This window comes from Pedobacter paludisoli (assembly GCF_052344095.1).
Lineage (GTDB): Bacteria > Bacteroidota > Bacteroidia > Sphingobacteriales > Sphingobacteriaceae > Pedobacter.
Map to the genome: position 1 here is coordinate 1,428,283 of NZ_CP179926.1, position 23,673 is coordinate 1,451,955.

General features: G+C 38.3%; 16 protein-coding genes and 3 tRNA genes. 7 read left to right on the forward strand and 12 right to left on the reverse strand.

Features of this window, described 5'->3' with window-relative positions; all coding sequences use genetic code 11:
- Positions 1–496: 496 nt before the first annotated feature.
- Positions 497–940, forward strand: coding sequence for a transposase (locus ACJVDK_RS05700; RefSeq protein WP_443939322.1), 444 nt, complete (start codon positions 497–499; stop codon positions 938–940).
- Positions 941–1,063: 123 nt separating this feature from the next.
- Here ACJVDK_RS05700 and ACJVDK_RS05705 read toward each other — a convergent pair.
- The 4 genes from ACJVDK_RS05705 to ACJVDK_RS05720 form a co-directional block, all read right to left on the reverse strand.
- Positions 1,064–1,137 (reverse strand) — tRNA-Pro (locus ACJVDK_RS05705).
- A gap of 57 nt (positions 1,138–1,194) precedes the next feature.
- Positions 1,195–1,268 (reverse strand) — tRNA-Pro (locus ACJVDK_RS05710).
- A 97-nt stretch (positions 1,269–1,365) separates the two neighbouring features.
- Positions 1,366–1,452 (reverse strand) — tRNA-Ser (locus tag ACJVDK_RS05715).
- Positions 1,453–1,532: 80 nt separating this feature from the next.
- On the reverse strand, positions 1,533–3,611 hold the full coding sequence (locus ACJVDK_RS05720; protein ID WP_443939323.1) for an HD family phosphohydrolase: 2,079 nt from the start codon (positions 3,609–3,611) through the stop codon (positions 1,533–1,535).
- A 501-nt stretch (positions 3,612–4,112) separates the two neighbouring features.
- On the opposite strand from ACJVDK_RS05720, the gene ACJVDK_RS05725 reads away from it, so the two are divergent.
- The 5 genes from ACJVDK_RS05725 to ACJVDK_RS05745 all read left to right on the forward strand — a co-directional run bounded on the left by ACJVDK_RS05725 (position 4,113) and on the right by ACJVDK_RS05745 (position 10,523).
- The gene (locus ACJVDK_RS05725; RefSeq protein ID WP_443939324.1) at positions 4,113–5,288 is read left to right on the forward strand and encodes an acetyl-CoA C-acyltransferase; all 1,176 of its coding nucleotides are present in this window, start codon (positions 4,113–4,115) and stop codon (positions 5,286–5,288) included.
- A gap of 68 nt (positions 5,289–5,356) precedes the next feature.
- A complete protein-coding gene (locus tag ACJVDK_RS05730) occupies positions 5,357–6,256 on the forward strand; it encodes a hypothetical protein (protein WP_443939325.1) in 900 nt (299 codons plus the stop codon).
- 144 nt (positions 6,257–6,400) lie between these two features.
- Positions 6,401–8,170 (forward strand): peptide MFS transporter, encoded by a 1,770-nt coding sequence (locus ACJVDK_RS05735; RefSeq protein ID WP_443939326.1) that lies wholly within the window; start codon positions 6,401–6,403, stop codon positions 8,168–8,170.
- 4 nt (positions 8,171–8,174) lie between these two features.
- Positions 8,175–9,662 (forward strand): peptide MFS transporter, encoded by a 1,488-nt coding sequence (locus ACJVDK_RS05740; protein WP_443939327.1) that lies wholly within the window; start codon positions 8,175–8,177, stop codon positions 9,660–9,662.
- A 132-nt stretch (positions 9,663–9,794) separates the two neighbouring features.
- The gene (locus ACJVDK_RS05745; RefSeq protein ID WP_443939328.1) at positions 9,795–10,523 is read left to right on the forward strand and encodes a polyprenol monophosphomannose synthase; all 729 of its coding nucleotides are present in this window, start codon (positions 9,795–9,797) and stop codon (positions 10,521–10,523) included.
- Here ACJVDK_RS05745 and ACJVDK_RS05750 read toward each other — a convergent pair.
- From ACJVDK_RS05750 to proS, 8 genes are all read right to left on the reverse strand, one after another.
- Positions 10,520–11,029 (reverse strand): YdeI/OmpD-associated family protein, encoded by a 510-nt coding sequence (locus tag ACJVDK_RS05750; RefSeq protein WP_443939329.1) that lies wholly within the window; start codon positions 11,027–11,029, stop codon positions 10,520–10,522. The two genes, ACJVDK_RS05745 and ACJVDK_RS05750, sit on opposite strands and share 4 nt — an antisense overlap.
- A gap of 1,604 nt (positions 11,030–12,633) precedes the next feature.
- Positions 12,634–15,642, reverse strand: coding sequence for a DNA polymerase III subunit alpha (gene dnaE, locus ACJVDK_RS05755; RefSeq protein WP_443939330.1), 3,009 nt, complete (start codon positions 15,640–15,642; stop codon positions 12,634–12,636).
- Positions 15,643–15,669: 27 nt separating this feature from the next.
- Positions 15,670–16,917, reverse strand: coding sequence for a DNA polymerase IV (gene dinB, locus ACJVDK_RS05760; protein WP_443939331.1), 1,248 nt, complete (start codon positions 16,915–16,917; stop codon positions 15,670–15,672).
- 141 nt (positions 16,918–17,058) lie between these two features.
- Positions 17,059–17,706, reverse strand: coding sequence for a response regulator (locus ACJVDK_RS05765; protein WP_443939332.1), 648 nt, complete (start codon positions 17,704–17,706; stop codon positions 17,059–17,061).
- A gap of 449 nt (positions 17,707–18,155) precedes the next feature.
- Entirely contained in the window at positions 18,156–18,770 is a 615-nt protein-coding gene (locus ACJVDK_RS05770) for a Crp/Fnr family transcriptional regulator (protein WP_443939333.1), read from the reverse strand.
- A 111-nt stretch (positions 18,771–18,881) separates the two neighbouring features.
- Positions 18,882–19,733, reverse strand: a complete 852-nt coding sequence (locus tag ACJVDK_RS05775) for a TIGR02757 family protein (protein WP_443939334.1) — start codon at positions 19,731–19,733, stop codon at positions 18,882–18,884.
- 58 nt (positions 19,734–19,791) lie between these two features.
- On the reverse strand, positions 19,792–20,931 hold the full coding sequence (locus ACJVDK_RS05780) for a cystathionine gamma-synthase (protein ID WP_443939335.1): 1,140 nt from the start codon (positions 20,929–20,931) through the stop codon (positions 19,792–19,794).
- Between the two features lie 74 nt (positions 20,932–21,005).
- Entirely contained in the window at positions 21,006–22,478 is a 1,473-nt protein-coding gene (gene proS / locus ACJVDK_RS05785) for a proline--tRNA ligase (protein ID WP_443939336.1), read from the reverse strand.
- A gap of 193 nt (positions 22,479–22,671) precedes the next feature.
- On the opposite strand from proS, the gene ACJVDK_RS05790 reads away from it, so the two are divergent.
- On the forward strand, positions 22,672–23,649 hold the full coding sequence (locus ACJVDK_RS05790) for a hypothetical protein (RefSeq protein ID WP_443939337.1): 978 nt from the start codon (positions 22,672–22,674) through the stop codon (positions 23,647–23,649).
- The last annotated feature ends 24 nt before the right edge of the window (positions 23,650–23,673 follow it).

Here is a 23,673-nt window from a genome sequence, read left to right on the forward strand (position 1 = left end):
ATATGTTCTGATACAATGTGGCTAACGCACGAAAAAGAGATTAAAGAATGTATCGATTCATGCATGGAAAAAATTTTCGAGGCCTCTCGAGAAGATTAGTTTAAGACCTTCTGTCATTTTAATGAAAAATTCAGAGAATTCGTAGAGGCATGCGGTATTTAACTTTAAAATCAATCTTCCTTATATTGCATTTAGACAATAAAATAAGTAGATTTACACTAATACTTTGCAGTTAAAACAAGCGGTGCATGATTCGGTGAGTCATAAATAAGAAACTTGCTTTAAGACATAATCAGGCGGCATTTTAGCGATGGGTTCTGTTCCCTCGCTTTCCGCTGAAAAGATCTTAAAACCTTTCAAAAGCCTGCAAATCGCACGATTGCAGGCTTTTTTTGTTTCTGAACGATACCAAAATAGTTATTTAAGGATCAAGCGGAAAAGTTGGGGTGAATAGAATAATTTCTTTTTTTATAGTCAATATTAATTACAAATTTCCTTGAAACAAGCGGGACAAAGCCTCATCAGTTTTTTATTGCCAGAAGGTATTCTGGATTATCTCGAAATACATCCTTCAAAATGGACTACAAATCAGAAACTTAGAGCAGACCTACTTTTCGAAAGGTACCCCAAATTAAAGAAGGCGTATGCTATAGCCCAAAAATTAGGGGATATATTCAGACTGTGTAAAAGTAAAGAGCAGGCTTTTAAAAGATTGGCAATATGGTATAATGAGGTTGAAGCTTGCGAAATTGATTCTTTTAGAACTGTTGCCAGGTCAATTCAATCGCATTACCTGTATATCCTAAACTTCTTTATTAACAGAGCCACGAATGCTTCTTCAGAATCTTTCAATGCAAAGATCAAAGCTTTTAGAGCAACCTCAAGAGGCGTTAGGGATATTAAGTTTTTCTTGTTTAGACTATCGAAAATTTATGCCTAAAACATAGCCCCCCAACTTTTCCGCTTGATCCAGATTAAATTGAATTAATATGAACTATTTAAAGCAAAAAAGCTCCTAAATAATGATATTTAGAAGCTTTTTAATCCAAATGGATGTTTGTTGTCGGGATGGCAGGATTCGAACCTACGACCTCCACATCCCAAATGTGGCGCGATACCGGGCTACGCTACATCCCGAACTTTGGTATCGATCTTTTTTATTCAACCTTTTTATAAAGTAGGTTTAACTTTTAGTCGGGATGGCAGGATTCGAACCTACGACCTCCACATCCCAAATGTGGCGCGATACCGGGCTACGCTACATCCCGAACTTTGGTATCGATCTTTTTCCCTTTTCCAAGGGTTGGCAAAGGTAAGATTTTAAATCAAAAATTCAAATCTTATTTCACCATTTTATTTCAGTTGCGGTGAGGGCGGGATTCGAACCCGCGGTACCGTTACCAGTACGACAGTTTAGCAAACTGTTCCTTTCGGCCTCTCAGGCACCTCACCGTTTTACCGCTTTATTTCGTCATCCGACTTGTTTTTCGGTGTGCAAATATAGTAAAACAACCTATTCTACAAAAAAAAAATTAAGAAAGTTTTTGATAATCTATACGCACATGATAGATGCTCATAAGCATCGTCTTGAATATCAATTTAATAGTCTCAATATCTTTTAATGTTAAATCGCAATCATCTAATTGATTTTGTTCCAATTTGTAGCTAATTATTCGTTCAACCAAGTCATTTATACTCTCCGCATCCGGATTTTTAAGACTTCTTGACGCCGCTTCTACCGAATCTGCTAACATTAAAACGCCCGTTTCCTTACTAAAAGGTATCGGTCCCGGATATCTAAAAATATTCTCATCCACGAATTTTTCAGGTGAGTTTTTTAAAAACGACTGATAAAAATAATCCACCCGCGTATTTCCATGATGCGTGCGAATAAAATCTACAATTACTTCTGGAATTTGGTTCTTGCGCAAAATTTCAATCCCTTTGTGCACGTGCTGAATAATAATTTGCGCACTTTGCTCGTACGGCAATTTATCGTGCGGACTTGCTGTTGTGTTCTGGTTTTCGATAAAATATTGCGGATTGTCCATTTTCCCAATATCGTGATACAAAGCCCCTGCCCGCACCAAAACCGAGTTTCCGCCAATTTTAAAAATAGCTGCCTCAGCCAAGTTGGCTACCTGCAACGAATGCTGAAAAGTACCCGGCGCTTTAAAAGCCAGTTCGCGCAACAACTTATTATTGGTATTGGTTAACTCAATTAAAGCTACGTCAGATGTTATGCCGAAAACACGCTCAAACACATAAATAAGCGGGTACGCCAATAAAGAAAGTAACACACTAAAAACGAAAGGCAAAAAGTTAACCCATTCAATAGCTAAAAAAGACCCCTCGCGCAAAAGTGCAATCCCAACAAATGAAACAAAATAAGCCGATAAGATAAATAAAGCCGATACCAAAAAGCGTTCGCGCTTTACAAAGTTCTTAATACTAAAAATAGCTACCATACCTGCTGTAACCTGATAGAAAGCAAATTCGAAACTATTGGCCACAAAAAAACCAGCAATTAAAATCACCAACATATGCAGATACAAGGCCAAACGCGTATCAAATAAAATCCGAATAATAATGGGGACCACGCAAAACGGAATGTAGTATAAACTGGCAATGTTTAAGCGCAAAGCCCAGGTTAAAGCCAATAACATCCCACTGGTGACCAATAAAATAAGCGATACTTGACGATTATCCGCAAAAATATCCTTTCTAAAAAGGAATAAAAACGACATTAAAATCGTCAAAATAAAACCTACCAAAATAACCTGCCCAATGTAAACCAAGGTTTTATCGCCAATGGTTTTCGTTTGCGCATCGTAGGTTGTCTTGTACGAAAGCAATTTCTGATACACCTCTTCATCAATCACATCATTTTTTGCGACAATCAACTCCCCTTTTTGCACCATCCCTTTGGTGGTCGATACGGCATTTAACGTATTATCTTCAATCGTTTGCGTTAAGCGCTCATCAAAAAAGATATTAGCCGTTAAATGCGATTCAGCCAAACTCGTAATCATGTCATTTAAAACCTGATTGTTAGACTTAAAATTTTCCTTAAAAAAAAGCAAGGCAGTTTGCACCGTAAAAACATCCTGCGTATTCATTTTCCTCGCTACATTGTTTACCAACAGCGAAAAATCGTAATCCTTATCAATCCCCTGATGCTTCACGTTTAAGCCAATAACCCCCTTCGTATAAACCGCTTGCAGCAGTTTATAGGCCCGTTCTTTGTACGCTGTGCGTTCATGTTCCTCCAATTTACCCGAGCGCCATTTAACATCAAATTCATTATTAAACCCCTCTAAAGCATTTTGCGTAATGGTTTTATCCAATTGATAGACTGGTAATATATTTTTTAACGCATTTTGCTTATCGGTAGAAACTTGAGGAGTAGTTTTCAAAATAGCAAAACTAAAAGGCGATATCAGGTCTTTATTTTTCCATACGGCACCTTTTTCAAACTCGTATCTAAAGCGCGGCTGCTTCGGTAAAAAAAGGGTAATAACAAATACGGTAACCCCCATCATGATGTATTTAAAGCTCGATGAGTATTTACGATACAGGATTTTATGTGAATTTTTCTTGATTTTGGCCAAAACGTTCTATTTATATCATTCAAAATTAACATTTTTTTTCAATCGCAGTGAGCCAGCCACAAGGTTTATAAGCAAACGCTTATCTCGTTGGGTACGCATATTTATTTGAAAATGTACCACAATGCCTTGTGGCAAAAGCAGTCCTGCCATCTGCTAAATGCCCAGGCGAAAGGCCAAGGGCATACCGCTGCCTGTCAGGTTTAGAACACAGAGGTTTCTGCAACACATGCAAGCCTGCTCCTATAAAACGCCAAACCCGGTTTGTTTCCGAAAGGCAACCCCAGGTCCAAAAATAAACCCGATATAGCCCAATAGCCCGCATCCCGATTTTCATCGGTAGAGGACTATAGGCGTTTAGCGGGATTACAGCAGCCCACAGGCACCTGACCTTGCTTTTCAAATCAATTAAAGCATCGTCAACCAAGCGAACCACGCCCCTACATTCTCATAAAAATAATTAACTTAGCAGCCTAACCGAAAAGTTCATAAATTTTAATTTACATGAAAGACGTTGTAATTGTATCAGCCGTAAGAACCCCTATTGGTTCATTTGGAGGCGCATTGGCTTCATTTTCAGCCGCTCAATTGGGTGGTTTTGCCATTAAAGCTGCCGTAGAAAAAGCAGGATTAAATCCCAATCATATTCAAGAAGTATTTATGGGCAATGTGTTATCGGCCAATTTAGGTCAAGCACCTGCTACACAAGCAGCAAAATTTGCCGGCCTACCCGATTTACCCGCTACAGCTATTAACAAAGTATGCGCATCGGGCACCAAAGCCATTATGTTAGCTGCACAAAGTATTGCCTTAGGCCAAAACGATATTGTAGTGGCCGGTGGTATGGAAAGCATGAGCAATGTACCCTACTATTTAGATAAGGCGCGTAACGGCTATCGATTAGGGCATGGTCAAATTACCGATGGATTGGTAAAAGACGGTCTTTGGGATGTGTACAACGATTACCACATGGGCTCCGCTGCAGAATTGTGTGCCACAGAATGCAACATTACCCGCGAGGACCAAGATAATTTTGCCATAGAATCGTATAAAAAAGCACAAGCAGCGCAAGCAGCAGGCAAGTTTAACGACGAAATTGTAGCCATTGAAGTAAAAGATAGAAAAGGAAATGTAACCTTACTGAACACCGATGAAGAACCTACAGCTGTTAAATTTGAGAAAGTTCCTTCGCTAAAGCCAGTATTTAAAAAAGATGGTACAGTAACCGCGGCCAATGCATCTACATTAAACGATGGTGCAGCAGCCTTGGTTTTAATGAGTGTAGAGAAAGCTGCCGAATTGGGCATTAAACCCTTGGCTAAAATATTAAGTTATGCCGATGCACAACAAGCACCTGAATGGTTTACCACTGCTCCATCAAAAGCCATTCCTTTGGCCTTGCAACGTGCGAATATAGCAACTGCTACAGTAGACTTTTTTGAAATTAACGAGGCTTTTTCAGTGGTTTCGTTAGCAAATAATCAATTGTTAAAAATCGACCCAACAAAAGTAAATGTTAACGGAGGGGCAGTATCGTTAGGCCATCCGCTAGGAGCATCGGGCGCACGTATTGTAGTTACCTTATTATCGGTATTGACACAAAACGAGGGCAAAATTGGTGTTGCAGGTATTTGCAACGGCGGTGGGGGCGCAAGCGCTATTGTTGTAGAAAAAATATAAATTTGCTTCAAAATTTTCTCGTTTTACCTTCATCCATCCTGGTAAAACGAGAAAATTGATTTCTAGAAATGACACGATTTACCACATTCCTTATCTTATGCTTCGGGCTTTTTGGCTTACAAAGTCAAGCACAAAACCAGCCTGCTACCCTTGCTACGTTTCAAGATAGCTTAAATCAAATTACGAAACAGATAAGCAAGGCCGAAACCGATGACCAAAAATTAGCACTTAACAGCGCCTTTGTAAAGAAATTAGTGGAAGCTCTGAAAACGCCTAATTCCTTTCAATATCCCTTCGATTCCTTAAAAAATGTATCCATCGTTAAATCGTCCGATCAGGTTTTTCGCATCATCAGTTGGTATCTAGAGCTCGAAAATTCTAAATATCGATATTATGGCGCCATTCAAATGAATACCGGTAGCAAACCATTAAAGCTTTATCCGCTAATGGACCAAACCGATAATATTAAAAACCCGAACGCTATATTGAGTCCTCAAAATTGGTTCGGTGCCCGTTATTATGAGATGATTCCTGTACAAATGAACGGGAAACTTCCCTATTACGTGCTACTGGGCTGGAAAGGGAACAATGCACTAACTTCAAAAAAGGTAATCGAAATATTGAGTTTCGATCGGGATAATACAATTAACCTAGGTTTACCGGTTTTTGATGGTAAAGAGTTAAAAGACAAAAACAGAGTCATTTTCGAATACACCAAAACGAACGCCATGTTGCTTAAAACGGATGTAAAAGCCGGTATGATTGTTTTCGATCACCTAGCTCCTTTCCAATCGGAAATGGTTGGAAAATACGAATATTACGGTTCTGATGGTAGTTTTGATGGCTTTAAAATAATTGCAGGACGTTTAAAATTGCAAGAAAACATTGAGTTAATAAACGACCCGGATGAAGCTGACGAAATGTATATTGATCCCAAACTAAAATCCACACCAGAAAAAAAATTCTAAAAATTTACGCGCATCCTATTGTATCACGTATAGTGCTTCATCCTAAAAATTTGTGAGTTTGCTATTCAAGCGCTATATTGCGCCCCACAAACTGACTTTAACAACACACATTCAGAATTCATAAACTAAAACCAACACAGTTTTATGCAAACAACAATTGAAACCAAAGACGATTTCTTTAGTAGTAAAGTTCTTGGGCATCCCGCAGGTCTTTTCGTACTCTTTTTTACCGAAATGTGGGAAAGATTTTCGTATTACGGAATGCGCGCATTACTCGTATTATTCTTAACCTCTTCCATTATGGGTAGCAACCCAGGCTGGGGATGGCCACGCGAACATGCTTTAGCAATTTATGGCTCGTATACTTCGTTGGCTTACTTAACCCCTATTTTGGGCGGTTACATTGCCGATAAATTAATCGGTTACCGCTGGGCCGTTATTGTAGGGGCCTTTATAATGACCTTGGGTCACTTATCAATGGCTTTCGAATCGAACCAAATGTTTATGTACCTAGGACTTGTTTTGTTGGTTGTAGGTAATGGTTTCTTTAAACCAAACATGACTTCTATTTTATCGCACATGTATAAAAAACACCCTGAGAAAAAAGACGGTGCTTACACCATTTTCTATATGGGCGTTAACTCAGGTGCCTTTTTAGGTATGCTCTTGTGCGGTTACATTGGCGAAAGTGCCGATTGGGGATGGAGCTATGGATTTGGTTTAGCCGGTATCTTTATGTTTGTAGGAATGTTACAGTTCTATTTTACACGTAATATTTTTGGTTCTATTGGTTTAAAACCAGAAAAGAACGTACAAACTACCGATGAAGACGAAGAACCTGCTGTAGCAAAAAGAAATCCTTTCTCTACTTTTGATTCTATCGTTATAGCACTTATTTCAATCTTTGGTTTAGCATGGATCATCAACGACCCTTTGTCTAAAATTACTAGCAGCAATATTTTCAACTTTACTGTTGGCTCTTTATCGGGCAGTAACTTTGTCATTATTTCGGCATTAGCCTTATTTATTTTCATCTTAATTAAACGTATTTTACAATACACACCTGTGTTAAGAGACCGTATGATTGCCGTAATTGTACTGGCCTTTATTACCATCTTTTTCTGGGCTTCTTTTGAACAAGCCGGAGGGTCTATGACCATTTTTGCAAAGGATTATACCGCTAGAGTACTTTCTGGAAATGCGAAAATTGTATTTAACATTGCCAATACACTAATAACAATTATTCCATTAGCAATTATCACCTATGTACTTTTCAGCTTATTTAAACAAACATTTGGTAGATTTGCCTTGGGTAACATTGTTTTAGCAGCAGGTTTCGTACTTATTTGGGGCATTGCTATTTACATGCTAAAAAACCAGTATGCTGATGTAAAAGCTGAAGTTCCAGCTACTTGGTTTGGTGTACTAAACTCACTTTTCATTATCTCGTTAGCGCCATTGGTTTCTAAAATTTGGGAAAGCAAATATAACCCGGCAGCAACCGTTAAAAACGGTATCGGAATGATTTTATTGGGCATTGGTTTTGCTGCCTTGGCCTATGGCTCAAGCTCAATTCCTGCAGGTGCAAAAGTGGCCTCTGTTAGTATGATTTGGCTTATTTTAGCCTACCTATTCCATACCTTAGGCGAATTATTCATCTCTCCTGTAGGCTTATCGTACGTTTCTAAATTAGTACCTGGACGTATGATTGGTATCATGTTCGGTATCTGGTATTTAGCTATTGCTATTGGTAACAAAATTGCCGGCACTACTGGAGGTATGATTGATGAGATTACGGCGCAATATTCTATGTCTACTTTCTTCTTAATTTTCACCTTGATTCCAGTTGGTTTGGGTATTTTCATTATCCTGCTTACCCCTATCATTAAAAAATTAATGCACGGTATCTGGTAATAAAATGCAAGAACAAAAAACAATTAGCTTAGAAGAAATTCAAAATTTCAAAAGCACCTATCCAAAGCAATTATTCCATCTATCGCTGGTAGAAATGTGGGAACGCTTTTGTTTCTACGGCATGCGTGGGGTTTTAGCCTTTTTCATGGTAGAGCAATTGCACCTCAGCGACTCGCAATCCAACCTTCAATACGGTGCTATTCAAGCTTTTGTATATGCCTTTACCTTTATTGGCGGTATTTTTGCCGACAAAATATTGGGCTTTAAAAAATCGCTTTTTTGGGGTGGCTTTTTAATGATTGTGGGCAATTTAGTTCTTGCTTTTTCACCTCAAGAATTATTTTATATCGGCATCACCCTATCCATTGTTGGAACAGGTTTCTTCAAACCTAATATTTCTTCCATGGTAGGCGAATTGTATAAGCAAACCGATGGCCGCAGAGATGCAGGTTACAGTGTCTTTTATATGGCCATTAATGTAGGAGGCTTATTAGGCGGTGGTTTGTGTATCTATTTGGGAAAAACTTACAATTGGCATTATTGCTTCCTTTCTGCAGCACTGGTGATGATTTTTGGTTTAATGACCTTTATTTTCACAAAAAAACACCTGGGACCTATTGGAGATTCTCCCTTAATGCATTTTAGTAAAACGAAACGCAATGTTCGTGAGTTCTTGGTTTACCTAGGCTCTATTGCCTGTATACCGCTCATTTACATCATGGTAAAAAACACCGATTATACCGATTACTTTATGTACACCATCGGGATAATCGCCTTGCTGTATTTCCTGTATGAAACTTTTAAAGTAAAAGAAGCACAGGGCCGCTATAAATTATTGGCTGCATTTGTATTCATCTTCTGCTACTTTATCTTCATGGCCATTTCAGAGCAAAGTGGAGGTTCACTTTCTTTATTTGCAAAAGACAATTTATCAGACAGTTTACTATTTTTTCACATAGACCCAAATGTGATTAACAACAGCGTAAACTCCCTGTTTGTGGTTGTATTTAGCCCGATTGTGGGGGTGCTATGGCTGTTTATGTACAAACGCAAAATAGAACCCAATACTGTTGTTAAATTTGGAATCGGTTTCCTTTTGTTGGCTATCAGTTTTTATACGTTCTATGCCACGCGTTTCTTTGCAAACGAAAACGGCATCAGTTCCTTAAATGTATTTACCTTAGCGTACTTATTACTCACCCTCGGCGAATTATGCTTAGGTCCTATCGGGATGTCTATTATCACCAAATTATCGCCTAAAAAGATGTTTGGAACCATGATGGGTTTATGGTTTTTATCAAGTGCCTTTGGTCAATTAGCCGCAGGAAAATTAGGTGCTGAAATGTCGAGTATGGAAGGTGCATCACTGATGACAAAATTAATGTCCTATACCGAAGGATATAAACAATTGGCCATTTACTCGTTAATTGCAGGATTGGCACTTATCATCATTTCCTCGCTTATTCGGAAATTAATGGCCGACGTCAAATAAATATCGGTTTAACGTAATTTAACCTGCATCGACTGCTGTTGATGCAGGTTTTTTCATTTTTAATATTTACTTTCGCAACTTATTTGGTAAAACAACATTTTATCAAAAAAAACACATTTAAAACCAACACACGTGTCAGATAGTTTAGTCATTATTCCAACCTACAACGAAAAGGAAAACATCGAAAAAATCATCCGCAAGGTATTTTCATTGACACAACCTTTTCATGTTTTAATTATTGACGATGGCTCGCCTGATGGAACTGCTGAGATTGTAAAATCATTACAAGAAGAATATGCAGGGCATTTATTTATCGAAGAACGCAGCGGTAAACAAGGACTAGGCACAGCTTATATTCACGGTTTTAAATGGGCTACACAGCGCAATTATGCCTATATTTTCGAAATGGATGCCGATTTCTCTCATAATCCAGATGATTTGGTTCGTTTACGCGAAGCATGTGTAAATGGTGCAGATGTAGCCGTAGGATCGCGTTATGTAAAAGGTGTAAATGTGGTAAACTGGCCAATGGGACGTGTATTAATGTCGTATTTTGCGTCTATGTACGTTCGTATGATTACACGTATTACCATTCAAGATGCCACTGCCGGTTTTAAATGCTACCGCAAACAGGTATTGGAAACCATTCCACTTGATAAAATTAAATTTGTAGGTTACGCCTTCCAAATTGAAATGAAATTTACAGCCATTAAATACGGTTTTAAGGTGGTAGAAGTACCCATCATCTTTACCGACCGTACAGAAGGGGTCTCAAAAATGAGTACTAAAATTTTCCGTGAAGCCTTCTTAGGCGTTATCCAAATGAAAGTGAACAGCTGGTTTAGAAATTATAACCGTTAATTCGATTTCTTTTCTTCGCGAATCATTTCTCCATAATTCATTTGCTTATCCATTGCTTGAACAGTCATAGCAATGCGTTTCGTGCGTGTTGTTTCGGTTTTAGCTTGATTAATCCAATTGATAAAATAATTCTGATGCGACTTCGGTTGTTTTAAGAAATTTTGCATCAATCGCTCTTCATCCGATAAACAAAGTGATAAATCTTCGGGCATTTCGATTTTAAAATCTTTATCTTCTTCGAGTGAAACGATTATTTCATCGCCTGCTTCTTTTTTCAACTGCTTACGAACGTCGCTTTTCAATGCCAATATAAAATCGCCCTCTCCCATCGGTAATATGGCTATTCCCGCTATTTCCAAATCATCAATTTTTCCTTTTACGCGAAAACTTTTCTTACAATTGGGTTTTAACTGATTGGCTAAAACCGCAGGAATAAAAATATACCTCCAACCGGTTTTTTCGCCCATTCGATCAAATTGTTCTATTTCTGCTGTAAAGTGAATCATTCGTAGTTAAGTATGCTGTAATCAAATTTACAAAATATGGTTTGAATGCTCTGTGATAAAAAGATAGTATTTCCTTTACTCGTATAGCCTCCATCTTTCCTTTTCCGGCAGGACAATTTACTTTTGAAGTACCTTTTTGACCAAACGATTTCATTTTAAATACCTCAGAAGTACCTTTTTGTACTTCCAAACATTTGCCCCCTAATCTGGGATCTCCAACTTTCCGACTTCCCCGACTCTTCCCTTACTTGCCTCTTGCCGGCAGGGCATTTACTTTTGTGGGCCAAAAGTAACCAAAAGCCTTTGTCGATCCAGCTAGGCAGCTTTGCCCGCAAGGCCATTACTCAAAACAAAAACAACATCGCGCGGTTTTGTGGAGATTGGCTCTGTAACCAATATTAATTTTAGCCACAAAACTGAATAGAACAATGCTCGGTTGTACAGATTCGAATGTTGCTGCTCCTGTTTTTGTTTTCTCCCGCTGCTTGGTATCGACGGCGTACTTCGGTTCATGACTGCAGTTTTGAACGTTTGTTTTACTAACATGTTTTATTCTAGCTATTGCTCGGCTAGCGCCCATGCTAGGACCGGCCTAGGAGGTGTTGGACGAAGAAAGCAGCGAGAAGCTGTGCAGAAACGTTCAAATTCTTACTGTTCAAGAGAATTTGCAGCCGAGCGAAGGAATAGAGCGAAGCCAAGGCCTCAAATTATCGCCATCGAGCTTCTGCTAGCTTTATTCAACAACAGATCCAAGCCTTGACTTTTTCGTTCTTTTTTGTCAAGAAAAAAGAACTAAGCCCGCCGGCTATGAGGCGATAATTGATTTTTCTTTAAGAGATTGCTTACTAAGCTCGAACATGATAATGAATCTTTAAGTTTTATTGAGATAACCAAAATAAATCACTCGTATAGCCCGCACTCTTTCCCTTGCTTGCCTCTTGCCGGCAGGGCATTTACTTTTGTGGGCCAAAAGTAACCAAAAGCCTTTGTCGATCCGGCTAGGCAGCTTTGCCCGCAAGGCCATTACACAAAACAAAAACAACATCGCGCGGTTTTGTGGAGATTGGTTTTGTAACCAATATTTAATTATTGCCACAAAACTGAATACAACAATGCTCGGTTGTACAGATTCGAATGTTGCTGCAACTGTTTTTGTTTTTCCCCGCTGCTGGGGATGCATCCCGAGCATTCGGGATCGACGGGCGTCCTTCGGTTAATATCTGCAATTTTGAACGTTTGTTTTACTAGCATGTTTTATTCTAGCTATTGCTCGGCTAGCCCACATGCTAGGACCGGCCTAGGAGGTGTTGGACGAAGAAAGCAGCGAGAAGCTTTGCAGAAACATTCAACTCCATACTGTTCAAGAGAATTTGCAGCCGAGCGAAAGGAATAGAGCGAAGCCAAGGCCTCAAATTATCGCCATCGAGCTTCTGCTAGCTTTATTCAACAACAGATCCAAGCCTTGACTTTTTCGTTCTTTTTTGTCAAGAAAAAAGAACTAAGCCCGCCGGCAATGAGGCGATAAAAGATTTTTCTTTAAGAAATTGCTTCGCTACGTTCAAGTATGATGAAAAACGCTCCCTTTCCCATCTCCAATATATTACCTAAACCGCCCCATGACTCGTATAAATAGGCAATTTAGCAAATTTGAGCACTTCTACACTGGCAAACCCAAAATCATCAACAACTTTACCTAATATCAAATAACATCCTTTCCCTCTAAAAGGATACACAGGTGTTGTGTTAGGAAAATGTGTGGTATCAAAAAAATCGCCTTTGGCATCTAAAAAAGTACCAAACCACATTTTTGTATTTTTAACTGTCCGAACAGTTTTCTCACAAACATAATTTCCCACCATTTTAACCGTTTTACCAATATTTTGATTTAAGTCTGAAGCCATCACCTCACCTCTGTAGTTGGTCTTTAAAAAATCGAACATATTAAAATTCAAGGGAAAGTTTAGCAGTTCCAACTCATTGTAAGCATCTTCTATTTCCGAATTTTCCAATACAGGCAAAGTATAATCCTTCTGTTTAATCGTAAATAATTCAGTCAGATTCTGGCATTTCCGTTTATGTCCTAAATAAGAATAAATATCCCAAAGCAGCACTTTTTTATCCTTTCCGGTAAAGCGCAAAGCCCCCAATCGAATTAACAAAATAGCTTGTTCCAACGTAATTTGTGTGCGTTTTACAAAATCCTCCAAATCAACAAAAGGACCATTTAATTTACGCTCATTCGGGATTTCCTGTATAAACCTATTTTCCAATCCTTGAATACCAATAAAACCTAAATACGCGTCATTCCCGTTTATGCTTACCACGCTATCGCTCTTATTTACGCAAGGCAAATGCACCCGCGCGCCTGCTTTTTTCAATTCATGCACATATACCCATCGACTGTAAAATCCTCCATAATTATTCAAAACAGCCACCATAAACTCTTTCGGATAATACGTTTTTAGAAACAAGCTCTGGTAACTTTCTATGGCAAACGAGGCCGAATGAGCTTTGGAGAAACTGTAACCCGCAAAAGAAGAAACCTGTCGCCACACTTCCTGGGTTATTACTTCATCTCGTCCCAGCTCTTTCGCTCGATCAAAAAAACGTTGCACCAATTTATCAAAAGCCATCTTTGAACGATACTTTCCGCTCATTGCCCGACGTAAAATATCCGAATCGGCCAAATCCAGACCAGCATAATGATGGCAAATTTTAATCACATCTTCTTGATAAACCATTACACCATACGTTTCCGAAAGTTGTTCTTTCATTACCGGATGCAGGTACTTCACCGCATTGGGCGCGTGATAACTTTGAATATACATTTTCATCATTCCCGAACTCGCCACGCCTGGCCGAATAATGGAGCTGGCAGCCACCAATGTTAAATAATCACCACAATTCAATTTCTGAATCAATTGCCTCATGGCGGGCGACTCGATGTAAAAACAGCCAATCGTTTGTCCTACACGCAATTTATTGTTTAAATTTTCATCATTTTTAAACCTCTTAAAATCATGTATATCAATGTCTATACCCCTATTTTCCTTGATAATACGTACCGCTTCGCGAATATGCCCAATACCGCGCTGACTTAAAATATCAAATTTTTCATAACCAATAAATTCAGCTTCGTACATATCCCATTGCACCGTTGGATACCCTTTGGGTAGCAAATCCAAGGCCGTATAATACGTAAGTGGTTCTTCAGAAATTAAGATTCCTGCTGCATGTATCGAACGTTGATTAGGCATCTCCTGCATACACGCGTGCAGCTTTTGTACTTTTTGAAACGTAGGATTTTTTATATTTTCCTTTTCTCTCGTAGGATCGGTAAAACTATCAATTTCATCCTTCGGCAAACCCAATACCTTCCCTATTTCTCGAATAATTGCGCGGTCTTTAAAAGTACTCATGGTCCCCAATAAAGCGACATGCCTTTCCGGATACCGCTTAAAAATATAGTCTTGAATCGTCCCACGTTCATCCCATGAAAAATCGATATCAAAATCTGGCGGACTGGTTCGTTTTTCATTTAAAAAACGTTCAAAATACAAATCCAATTCAATAGGATCTACATCCGTAATACGCAAACAATACGCCACAATACTATTTGCGCCCGAGCCACGTCCTACATGATAAAACTTACATTTCTCTATCGCAAAGCGGATAATATCAAACGTAATCAAAAAATAGGCATGGTAATTTAAGGCTTCAATAACCGCTAATTCCTTTTCAATCCGCTTTCTTGCTTCTTCATTTTCTTTCCCATACCGATACTCCATCCCTTTAAAAGCAAGATTTCGGAGCATCATTTTATCACCGCGAACGCCTCGTTTCGTGTACGCAAGTTTATTTTTTGACATTCTATCCCCGCTTACATATCCATCGGTACTACAGCCTGCCAACAATCTTTCTGTATTTTCAACAATAAAAGGATACTGGGCAAATTGCTGTCGAATGTCATCTTCCTGAATAAAAACATCAGTTGGCTTACACTTTAAATCATCTGGCACCTTCGTTAACAAAGTACTTAAATCAATTGCACGCAAGTACTCGTGTAAGCGAAATTCAATTTTAGAACTTACCGTAACCGAATGCAAAACCACTAACTTGCTTTTATACCTATCCAAAGGATATCCATACAATTGATTCAGTTGATTGAATCGTATCCCGATGTATTCGTGTTCGCGCAATTGGAGCTGCTGCTCCTTACAAAAAGGATACACCACGATGGCATTTTCAAATACGGGCGCATGGGTTGGCAAGGGTATATTCTGTAGATTATGCATGCTTAAAAACTCGTTCAACTCGCGCATTCCCTCTTTATTTTTAGCTATGCCAATGTACAGCAAGCTCTGCTGTAGACGAAACTCTATCCCTACAAGGGCTTTCAAAAAATAAGGTTCATTTCCTTCCTCTTGTGCTGTTTTTTCAATTTTTTCGCGTTGTTTTTCGCATTCGCGGATGAATTCCATTGCACCCGTAGAATTATTAATATCAGTAAGTACCAGCGTTTTTACACCTAAAAAACGCGCTTGCTGCACCAACATTTTTATGCCAATGGTACCATACCGTAAACTATACTGCGAATGAACATTGATAAACATTTCTCACGTGAATAAACAGTAAAACAATTATTTTCCAAAGTTTCGAATGCGCGATCTTTTAGGCGCTTCTTCTTGTTTTTTCCGTGGATTATACTTGATAATTTTTCCACTTTCATCTCTTTTAGGGCTATTTACGATGCAAGCCTTCACCACCGATTCTACGCCATAATGTTTGCGCACTTTGTCCATTGCTTGATACAAACCATACTCCTCTTCTGAGGTATGGTACAAATCTATTTGCTCAAAACCACTAACCAAATGCGACAGTTTTACGCCGATTAAGCGCAACATCATGCGTTTTGTATATACTTTTTGAAAAAGATCCTGAGCCTTCGTAATTAAAAAAGAATCTAAAGCTGTATAAGGAATACGCGCTTGTTGGCTAACCGTTTCGAAATTGGAATATCGAATAGTTACCGTAATACAGGCGGTTAACTTCTGCTGGCTACGCAATTCGAACGTTAAATTGGTTACCATTCCATTTAAGATGGCCTTCATCTTCGCAATATCCATGCTATCGGTCTCAAATGTCATTTGTGTACCAATCGATTTCCGTTCGCGATACGGTACAACAGGAGCCAAATCTATCCCATTTGCCTTTTGCCATAAACTTAAACCGGGTTGTCCAAGAATTTTAAATAATAAATCAGCTGGTATTTCGGCCAATGTTTGAATTTTCCGAACGCCCATTTCGCTCAATTTTCGATACGTAGCATCGCCTACACCCGGGATTTTATTTACCGTCAAAGGATTTAAAAATGAACGCACTTCGTAAAAAGGAACCTCTAATTGTCCGGCTGGCTTACATTCATTTGTAGCTACTTTAGCCACTGTTTTATTAACGGAAAGCCCAAAAGAAATGGGTAATCGTGTTTCTTTAATAATTGTTTGGCGCAGTTCCGAAGCAAATTTCATACATCCAAAAAAACGGTCCATGCCCGTCATATCAATGTAGTGCTCATCGATGCTGGCTTTTTCAAACAAGGGAACACGGTTGGCAATAATTTCGGTTATTTCATGCGAAGCCTCCGAATACTCATCCATATTACCTTTTAAAAAAATAGCCTGCGGACAAAGAATTTTAGCCATTCGGGAAGGCATGGCCGAGTGAATGCCAAATTTACGTGCTTCATAACTGCACGATGCCACCACACCTCTATCCGCATTTCCACCTATAACAACAGGCTTTCCAATCAAATTTGGCTGTTTCCGCAACTCTACCGATACGAAAAAAGCATCCTGATCCATGTGAATAATGTGCTTATCTTTCTGCATACCTTGTTTGTTACCAATTTAAAGCAACAAACAAAAATACTAATATTTTTAGTAAATTATTAATAAACTAAATATTTTAGTAAAAAAAATAGCTTATGAAAAATCATAAGCTATTGTCTATTTTAATGAAAAATGTGTCGCTTACTTTTCGTAAATGCTCATTTTTTCAGCAAGTTCTATAATACTCTTAATTTTTAACTTTTGAAACAATCTTAATTTATACGTACTTACGGTACCCATTTGTAAATTTAATTGGTTCGAAATTTCTAAAACCCCTACTCCTTTTGTTAAAAGTTCTGCTACTTCTAATTCTCTACCTGAAAGTTTTGTGAAAGGATTATCCGCATCGTTACCTAAAATGCTGTTAAACATATTTTCTTTAACATTTTTACTTGAGTAACGGCTTCCAGCTAAAATAGTTGTAATGGCTGTAACAATTTCCGACTCTTCAGCATTTTTTGTTAAATAACCCGATGCTCCTGCTTTTAAATAAGGAACTGCATAAATATTTTCATTAAGAGATGAGAATACTAAAATTTTAGCATTCGCTTGCACACTTTTAATTTGGTCAATCACTTTAAGGTTATTACCACCTGGTAAATTAACATCCACAATTACTAAATTAGGAGCTTTCTCTAACTCAGTTAAAGCAGCATCAAATGTAGATGCGTAAAGAAACTCTACACCTGACCAAAAATCAGAAATTAAACTTTTTAGGCCTCGGCGAACAATCTCATGGTCATCCGCAATTAATACTTTAAAAGTAATACCGGTATTCTTTGTTTTCATTTTGTTATAAATAGGGACTTTATGCAATTTAATAAAAGTTTATCTAATGTATTAATTTAATCATGATATAATACTAATTAGACATGCTATTTTTTTTTATACTCTATTTTTTTACTTTAAAAAATCAATTATTTAGCAAAAACAATCGTATTCTTTTCTCCACAAAATAAAACCTAGCGCACGTACTAAAATGTTTTTGTATACTTTATATAAGGTTTAATTCTGCTTTTTGTTTCAAAAGAAACAAACTACTTGTTTCTTGAACAATGCTCCGACTCCAAAAATCGGAAATGCAATAATCTCCCTTTTCACTATAATTTATTCAACAATGCAATTGTACAAATAAAACTACAAACAAACCAATTTTTGTTAAAAAATTTAAAAATATTATTAACACAACAAAAAGTGACCAATATCAATTTGTCAAATTAACAAAAATATTCTTTCTTTTAAATTTTCGAACGAATTCTACTTAACGTTTCCAGGCGAATAGCTAAAAACGATGCGATATGCTTAAGTGAAACACGATTAATTAATCCCGGAAAGGAAACCAAAAATCTTTTATAGCGTTTTTCAGCTGAAGAGATGCGGCACAAGTATGCACGTTCTTCTGCCGTGCGATAATGGAGTTCCATAATTTTTCGTCCAACAATATTGGCTTCTGCAAAATTATCGTACAAATATTCGGTAAGAGCATGTGGAATCGCAATTAGCTCCACATCTTCTAAGGCTTGTAGATATTCTCCTGAATCGCCTTCCAACCACAAATTACGAATCGTTCCAACAATTTCATTTTCCGTTGCTATCCAAGTGGTAATTTCTGCTTTTCCGTCTTTAATGAATCCTCTTACCACGCCTTTTAAGATCAGAAATAAATATTTGTTTCGATCGAGTGGTGAAATGAGAAATTTATTCTTTTTGAAAGAAACCGGGAACGTATATTGATTAATTCGTTTCTCTATCTCGTCATTAAGGGGATGAATTTTTTTAAAAATGGAAATTAATGGAGAAAAGTTGTTAAATTTTTTCCACCTGTCTTCTTCGGCTACATGAACGGCAATCATATTAGAGATAGGAAATGATTAAACAATATTTTTACGGAACGACAATGTAATAATACGCATATTGTTTCTAAAAAAGAAGTTTTTTAACGCTTTTACCTTATAAAAACCGTTTTAAACTACTTTTTCTACCCCTAAACCAAAAAGTGCGAAGTCATATTTTACTGGATCCGCGGCATCGAAAGCTTTTAATTGATTGGTTAGCTCTACTGCAGTGAGCCAATCGGTTTGTTTCCGATTTATTAAGCCAAATAAGCGAGCAACTCGATCTACATGCACATCGCAAGGGCAGATTAAATCTTTGGGCTGAATGGTATTCCAAACACCAAAATCAACGCCATGAGTATCTTTACGCACCATCCAGCGTAAAAACATATTTAAACGCTTACAAGTAGATTTTTTTGCTGGGGATGAAATATGTTTTTTGGTTCGCGATGGATAATCTTCCAATGAAAAGAAATATGCACGAAAATGATTTAAGGCTGTTTCGAGTGTAAAATTCAAGTTTGATGACATACAAACATCAGAGGCCGAAAGCAAGGAACAATCTGCCGAACCACTTTCCATATAGGCTGATAAAAACACCTCGCTTTGCGGTACAAACGCAGCCTCTAAACTATCGAAACGTGTATAGTGAGCCTTAAAAAAGGAAATAAAATAGAGTAAATCGGTATCGTTAAACGTACGATGCTTAAAATTGAGAAGCTGTTTCAGCTCTTGATCTGAATGGTTTAAAACAAAATCGTATGGCGCATGATCCATGCGTTTTAACAATTCATTGCACTTGTTGATAATGGTTTTACGCTGGCCCCAAGCTAAGATCGCGGCAAAAAAACCCGCAATTTCAATGTCTTGCTTTCGGGTAAATAAATGCGGAATACAAATCGGATCGTTGGCAATAAAGTCAGGACGATTGTATTGCTCTACCTTTGCATCCAGAAAATTTTTAAGGCTTAAGAAATCCATTTAGGGTTTTTAATACGACAAAGATTATCATAGGGATAATCTTTGTCGTAAAACTTCTTTATTTCAAAGCGTTTTCTAAATCTTCCAACAAATCATCGATATCTTCCACGCCAACACTTAAGCGTAATAAGTTATCAGTAACGCCTACTTTTTCGCGTTCTTCTTTCGGAATTGAACCGTGTGTCATGGTTGCCGGGTGATTGACCAACGATTCTACCCCTCCTAACGACTCGGCAAGTGTAAATACTTTAAATTGCGACGAGATACGGAAAGTTTCTTGCAAATCTGCTCCTTTCAACGTAATTGAAATCATCCCGCCAAAACCGCGCATTTGTTTTTTGGCTATATCGTGATTCGGATGATCTTCAAAACCTGGCCAATAGATTTTATCAACCTTCGGGTGATTCTTCAAATAATGCGCTATTTTTTCGCCATTTTCACAATGAGCTTTCATGCGTAAATGCAAGGTTTTAATACCTCTCAACACTAAAAAAGCATCCTGAGGACCAGGTGTTGCGCCACAGGCATTGTACACAAACCATAATTCTTTGTACAAAGCTTCATTATTGGTTACCAATGCTCCCATTACCACATCGGAGTGTCCACCAATATATTTAGTTACAGAATGCATTACAATATCGGCCCCTAAATCAATCGGATTTTGTAAATAAGGCGACGCAAAGGTATTATCGACCGTCAAAAGCAAACCTTTTTCCTTCGTGATTTTAGCTACACCCTCAATATCAATAATTTGCATAGTTGGATTGGTTGGTGTTTCAATCCAAACTAATTTTGTTTTATCGGTGATGTATGGAAGAATATTTTCCGGTTTTGAAAGATCTAAAAAGTGAAACTTAATGCCGTATTTCGAATAAATTTTGGTAAAAATCCGATATGACCCGCCATATAAATCGTTTCCAGTGATTACTTCATCGCCTGGTTGCAATAAACGTAATACGGCATCGGTAGCCCCCATACCACTTGAAAATGCTAAACCAAATTTTGCATTTTCTAAAGCTGCCAAACAATCCTCTAACGCACGGCGAGTAGGATTTGTTCCTCTCGAGTATTCGTATCCTTTATTATCGCCTGGCGATTTTTGCCAATACGTAGAAGTTTGATAAATCGGTGTCATAACCGCTCCAGTTGTTGGATCAGGCTCTTGGCCTGCATGAATGGCTTTTGTTGCAAATTTCATCTTTTTTGTTTCTCGTTATAGGTGGTTCAAATTTTTAGACGCTTATGCGATTTAACCCATAAGCGCCTGTTTTTTTAATATGCCCTTGCAAACAATACGCGTTGCGTAGATGGTTTACCGGAATAAATACACACGCCATCTTCCAATTTGTTGTCTAATGGAATACAACGGATTGTTGCTTTGGTTTCTTCTTTTATTTTTTGCTCGGTTTCTGGTGTTCCATCCCAATGGGCTGAAATAAAACCTGCTTTTGTATCTAACAATTCTTTTAATTCATCGTAGCTATTCGCCTCGGTAATATGTTCATCGCGATAAGCCAATGCTTTGTTAAACATGTTGGTTTGAATATCGCTTAACAAATTGATGATGTATGTATCCAGACCATCTTGCTGAATGGTTTGTTTTTCTTTGGTATCGCGACGTGCAATTTCGACCGTTTTATTTTCCATATCACGCCCTCCTATAGCCACACGAACCGGAATTCCTTTCATTTCGTACTCTGCAAATTTAAATCCAGGGCGTTGCGTATCGCGATCATCGTATTTAACAGAAACACCTGCTCCTTTTAATTTGATGATTAATTCATCCACATAGGTTGTAATTTTTGCTAAATCTTCTTCTCCTTTATAAATAGGTACAATAACTACTTGAGTCGGTGCCAATTTAGGCGGGATAACCAATCCAGAATCATCGCTATGCGCCATAATTAACGCACCCATTAAGCGCGTTGAAACACCCCATGAAGTTGCCCATACGTGGTCGAGCTTTCCGTCTTTTCCGGTAAATTTCACATCGAATGCTTTCGCAAAATTTTGTCCTAAAAAGTGAGAAGTTCCCGCTTGTAAAGCTTTTCCATCTTGCATTAAGGCTTCGATACAATACGTATCCAAAGCACCTGCGAAACGCTCGTTAGGCGATTTACGTCCGCGAACAACTGGTACTGCTAACCAATTCTCTACGAAATCGGCATAAATGTGCAACATACGTTCTGTTTCTTCAATAGCCTCCTCAGCAGTTGCATGCGCGGTATGTCCTTCTTGCCATAAAAATTCTGCCGTACGTAAGAATAAACGCGTACGCATTTCCCAACGCACAACATTTGCCCATTGATTAATTAAAATTGGTAAATCACGATACGATTGAATCCAACCTTTGTACGTGTTCCAAATAATGGTTTCAGAAGTTGGGCGAACAATCAATTCTTCTTCGAGTTTCGCATTTTCATCCACTACGATATTTCCGTTTCCATCATTTTTTAAACGATAATGTGTCACCACGGCACATTCCGTTGCAAAACCTTCTACGTGAGAAGCTTCTTTAGAAAAAAATGACTTTGGTATGAATAAAGGAAAATAAGCATTTTGATGACCCGTATCTTTGAACATTTTATCGAGTACGGCTTGCATTTTTTCCCAAATAGCGTATCCATTGGGCTTAATTACCATGCAACCACGTACTGCCGAATGTTCTGCTAAATCAGCTTTAAGTACGATATCGTTATACCACTGCGAATAATCTGCCGCTCTGCTTGTTATTTCTTTGCTCATATTTGTTTTTGGAACGTAAATTGTGTAATTTAAAATGTGAAGTTAGGTCACAAATTTATAAATTTATACCTACAAAACGACTAAGAAGTAATTGCAATCAATTAAAAAGCGAAATTTGACGAACTATTCAGATTTTAGCTAGATTGGAACTACTTTAATTTTTTACAACACACACAACTAAACATAAAGCAAAATGAAACCAATTAGATTCTTACCCATTGCATTGATAGCGGTTGCCGGGTTGGCTGCATCATGCTCAACTCAAAAATTGGCTCAAAACACTAGTGGCGACGATGTGTACAACACGGTTGCCCAAGCCAAAGAATACGTTTATGTTGCTCCTCCTGCTGCCACGCAACAGAACCAAGCGCAACAGCAAGGAAACGAGGAATATGATGAATATTACGGAACCAGTAATCCGTATTACGACATGGATTACTCATCGAGAATAAACCGCTTTTACAATGGTTATTCATGGCAAAACTATTATGACCCTTATTTTGATAATTACGGATACTATGGCAATAACTATTTAGGTTATGGCATGGGCGCATACAATGGTTATGGCATAAATGTGGGCATAGGCTTTGGTTTTGGCTATGGCTCTATGTGGGGAAGCCCTTATTTCGGCGGATACTATGGTGGTTTTGGTTATCCATATTATGGCTACAACATGTGGGGACCTTATTCGTATTATGATTCCTTCGGCTGGGGCGGCGGCTACTATGGCGGTGGTTTTTACGGTGGAGGTTTCTACGGAGGTGGCTATTATGGAGGCGGATACTATGGTGGTGCAGCAGTAGCGAACAGAACATATAGACCAAGTAGAGGAAATGATTATAATTCTAGACCAAGAACGGGTAATGGTACGTATAATCAACCTACGAGAGGCTCAGTAGCGCCCAATGGCAGTGCAAATTATGGCCGACCAGCAAGAAGCTCTGTAGCGAATGGAAGTTCTAATGGCAACGTGAATACACGTCCTACTCGTTCCGGTTATGCGCCAAATCAGCCACAACAATATTCTCCTCCGGCACAAAGCAGACCTACCCGTAGTGAGAGTCCTGCGCCTAGCTATACTCCATCATCATCTCCATCAAGAGGAAGTAGTGGTGGCGGTGGCAGCATGGGCGGAGGAGGAGGAAGAACCTCACGCGGCGGAAGAGGTTAATCATTATTACGACACACAAGTATA